Origin of the sequence: Erysipelatoclostridium sp. MSK.23.31, assembly GCF_019125875.1 — a bacterium.
In the GTDB taxonomy this organism is placed as follows: Bacteria; Bacillota_I; Bacilli_A; order Erysipelotrichales; family Coprobacillaceae; genus Thomasclavelia; species Thomasclavelia ramosa.
Map to the genome: position 1 here is coordinate 1 of NZ_JAHOCB010000081.1, position 4,458 is coordinate 4,458.

Below are 4,458 nucleotides of genomic sequence, written 5' to 3' on the forward strand. Positions count from 1 at the left end.
AAAAAAGGATACGCAGAGGTATCCGTAAATAAAAAAAAAACCGGCAGCTTGCTATTGTCGCACCTTGGTACTATCTTCGCCGTTATGATGCTTAACTTCTGTGTTCGGTATGGGAACAGGTGTGTCCATCATGCTATCGCTACCAGATCTTCTTTTCTAAGCAATTCCTTTCGAGAATCACTCAAAACTAGATAATAGTTTTCTTGCGTCTTTTGTCTTCCACTTTGTCTTCTTTCAGTTTCAAGCCTTAACCCTTTTTCTCTAGGTTAAGTCCTCGACCTATTAGTATCAGTCCGCTGAACATGTCGCCATGCTTACACTCCTGACCTATCAACCTTATCGTCTTTAAGGGGTCTTACTTACTTGCGTAATGGGAAGTCTCATCTTGAAGTGGGTTTCACACTTAGATGCCTTCAGCGTTTATCCCTTCCATATTTAGCTACCCAGCTGTGCCACTGGCGTGACAACTGGTGCACCATTGATATGTCCATCCCGGTCCTCTCGTACTGAGGACAGATCTTCTCAAACTTCCTACGCCCACGACAGATAGGGACCGAACTGTCTCACGACGTTCTGAACCCAGCTCGCGTACCGCTTTAATGGGCGAACAGCCCAACCCTTGGAACCGACTTCAGCTCCAGGATGCGATGAGCCGACATCGAGGTGCCAAACCTCCCCGTCGATGTGAACTCTTGGGGGAGATCAGCCTGTTATCCCCAGGGTAGCTTTTATCCGTTGAGCGACGGCCTTTCCATTCAGCACCGCCGGATCACTAAGCCCGACTTTCGTCCCTGCTCGACTTGTAGGTCTCGCAGTCAAACACCCTTATGCCTTTGCACTCTGCGCTTGATTTCCATCCAAGCTGAGGGTATCTTTGGGCGCCTCCGTTACTCTTTGGGAGGCGACCGCCCCAGTCAAACTGCCCACCTGACACTGTCCCGTTGCCAGTTCCATGGCATCCGGTTAGAACTCCAATACAAGAAGAGTAGTATCCCAACATTGACTCCTCACACACTGGCGTGCATGTCTCTCAGTCTCCTACCTATCCTGTACATCTTGCATCAAAGTCCAATATCAAGCTACAGTAAAGCTCCATGGGGTCTTTCCGTCTAGTCGCGGGTAACCTGCATCTTCACAGGTACTAAGACTTCACCGAGTCTACAGCTGAGACAGCGCCCAAATCGTTACGCCTTTCGTGCGGGTCAGAACTTACCTGACAAGGAATTTCGCTACCTTAGGACCGTTATAGTTACGGCCGCCGTTTACTGGGGCTTCAATTCAATGCTTCGCTTGCGCTGACACATCCTCTTAACCTTCCAGCACCGGGCAGGCGTCACCCCATATACGTCGTCTTTCGACTTAGCATAGAGCTGTGTTTTTGGTAAACAGTCGCTTGGGCCGTTTCACTGCGGCTCATATCTCTATGAGCACTCCTTATCCCTAAGTTACGGAGTCATTTTGCAGAGTTCCTTAGCTATAGTTCTCTCGCTCACCTTAGGATTCTCTCCTCACCCATGTGTGTCCATTTTCGGTACGGGTTACTGTATGATTATCACTAGAAGCTTTTCTTGGAAGCTGGCTTCACGGACTTCTGTACTTGCCGCAGCTTTCCATACGCCTCACGCCTTTGCCTTTCGACAGCCGGATTTGCCTGGCTGTCGGCTACCTCGCTTGCACCTGCATTTCCATCAGCAGGATCCGCTAGCCTTCTCCGTCACTCCATCATTCATACCGTAAGTACAGGAATCTCTACCTGTTGTCCATCGACTACGCCTCTCGGCCTCGCCTTAGGTCCCGACTTACCCAGAGCGGACGAACCTTCCTCTGGAAACCTTGGGTTTTCGGTGCGTGGGATTCTCACCCACGTTTCGCTACTCACACCGGCATTCTCTCTTCTATGCGCTCCACGGCTCCTTACGGTACCGCTTCTCCGCACATAGAACGCTCCCCTACCACTCACGCTTACGCGTAAATCCATAGCTTCGGTAATATACTTAGCCCCGGTAAATTATCGGCGCAGAGTCATTCGACTAGTGAGCTGTTACGCACTCTTTAAAGGATGGCTGCTTCTGAGCCAACCTCCTAGTTGTCTGGACATCTCCACATCCTTTTCCACTTAGTATATATTTTGGGACCTTAGCTGATGGTCTGGGCTGTTTCCCTTTTGACAATGGACCTTATCACCCACTGTCTGACTGCCGAGTATATCTTTGTGACATTCGGAGTTTGATTATGTTCAGTACCCCGAGATGGGGCCATCACATATTCAGTGCTCTACCTTCACACGACTTTACCTCGACGCTAGCCCTAAAGCTATTTCGGGGAGAACCAGCTATCTCCGAGTTCGATTGGAATTTCACCCCTAGCCACAACTCATCCGCCAACGTTTCAACGGGGGTCGGTTCGGTCCTCCATCGGGTTTTACCCCAACTTCAACCTGGTCATGGCTAGATCACTCGGTTTCGGGTCTACGACATGCAACTTTCGCCCTGTTAAGACTCGCTTTCGCTTCGGCTCCGCATATCCTGCTTAACCTCGCTCCATATCGTAACTCGCCGGTTCATTCTACAAAAGGCACGCTATCACCCTTTAACGGGCTCTAACTTCTTGTAAGCATATGGTTTCAGGTTCTATTTCACTCCCCTCCCGGGGTTCTTTTCACCTTTCCCTCACGGTACTGGTTCACTATCGGTCACAGAGGAGTATTTAGCCTTACCAGATGGTCCTGGTGGATTCCGACAGGATTCCTCGTGTCCCGCCGTACTCAGGTGCTGTCTCGTGCTTCTTCACTATTTCGGCTACGGGGCTGTCACCCTGTTTCGCCGGACTTCCCATTCCGTTCGCCTATAATGATTTCTTGCTCTTTGCCGACAGTCCTACAACCCCGATCCTAAGATCGGTTTGGGCTCTTCCCCTTTCGCTCGCCGCTACTTAGGGAATCATTCGTTTATTTTCTCTTCCTTCAGGTACTTAGATGTTTCAGTTCCCTGAGTCTCGCCTCTCTGAAGCTATTTATTCACTTCAGGATACCTGGTCTCTACTCCAGGTGGGTTCCCCCATTCGGACATCGACGGATCGTTGCATGCTTACTGCTAACCGTCGCATTTCGCTGTTTGCTGCGTCCTTCTTCGCCTCTCTGTGCCTAGGCATCCGCCATACGCTCTTTCTTACTTTACCTATTTTGGTGTTTGCTTGATTACTATTTTCAACTATTTACTAAAATCCATCCATCCGTTTCGATTTATGTTTTTTAGTGATGAAAATTCTTAGTTTTCGACTTTTCTAGAAAGACCTCAATAATAACAATTACTATTTCGATCTCATTTTCTATTTCTATCGCAATTTATTTTCTATTATCCAGTTTTCAATGATCTCTGAGTCATACCTGAGTATCACTCAAAACTAAACAGTATCTTCGAAACATCACTTCTCTTGTGCATCATCTTCGATCATGCGTTTCTCCTTAGAAAGGAGGTGATCCATCCCCACGTTCCCGTAGGGATACCTTGTTACGACTTCACCCCAATCATCAATCCCACCTTAGACAGCTCCTTCCTTGCGGTTAGGCCACCGGCTTCGGGTGTTATCAACTCTCGTGGTGTGACGGGCGGTGTGTACAAGGCCCGAGAACGTATTCACCGCGACATGCTGATTCGCGATTACTAGCGATTCCAACTTCATGTAGTCGAGTTGCAGACTACAATCCGAACTGAGAATGGTTTTATGGGTTTTGCTTCACCTCGCGGCTTCGCTTCCCTCTGCACCATCCATTGTAGCACGTGTGTAGCCCAGGTCATAAGGGGCATGATGATTTGACGTCATCCCCGCCTTCCTCCAGCTTGTCACTGGCAGTCTCGCTAGAGTCCCCAACTTAATGATGGTAACTAACGATAAGGGTTGCGCTCGTTGCGGGACTTAACCCAACATCTCACGACACGAGCTGACGACAACCATGCACCACCTGTATCTCATATAGCTATCTCTCCATCTCTGGAGCCTTTATGAGTATGTCAAGACCTGGTAAGGTTCTTCGCGTTGCTTCGAATTAAACCACATGCTCCACCGCTTGTGCGGGCCCCCGTCAATTCCTTTGAGTTTCATTCTTGCGAACGTACTACTCAGGCGGAGTACTTATTGCGTTAACTGCAGCACTGAACTTTGACATCCAACACTTAGTACTCATCGTTTACGGCGTGGACTACTAGGGTATCTAATCCTATTTGCTCCCCACGCTTTCGGGACTGAGCGTCAGTTGCAGGCCAGATCGTCGCCTTCGCCACTGGTGTTCCTCCATATATCTACGCATTTCACCGCTACACATGGAATTCCACGATCCTCTCCTGCACTCTAGCTGCCTGGTTTCTATGGCTTACTGAAGTTAAGCTTCAGGCTTTCACCACAGACCCTTGCTGCCGCCTGCTCCCTCTTTACGCCCAATAATTCCGGATAACGCTTGCC

General features: G+C 49.1%; 3 rRNA genes. All 3 read right to left on the reverse strand.

The annotated features are described in order from the left end of the window. Positions 1–38 precede the first annotated feature (38 nt). A 5S ribosomal RNA gene (rrf, locus tag KSU54_RS18150) occupies positions 39–147 on the reverse strand. A gap of 115 nt (positions 148–262) precedes the next feature. Next, a 23S ribosomal RNA gene (locus tag KSU54_RS18155) occupies positions 263–3,177 on the reverse strand. A gap of 290 nt (positions 3,178–3,467) precedes the next feature. Next, a 16S ribosomal RNA gene (locus tag KSU54_RS18160) occupies positions 3,468–4,458 on the reverse strand; the annotation flags it as partial.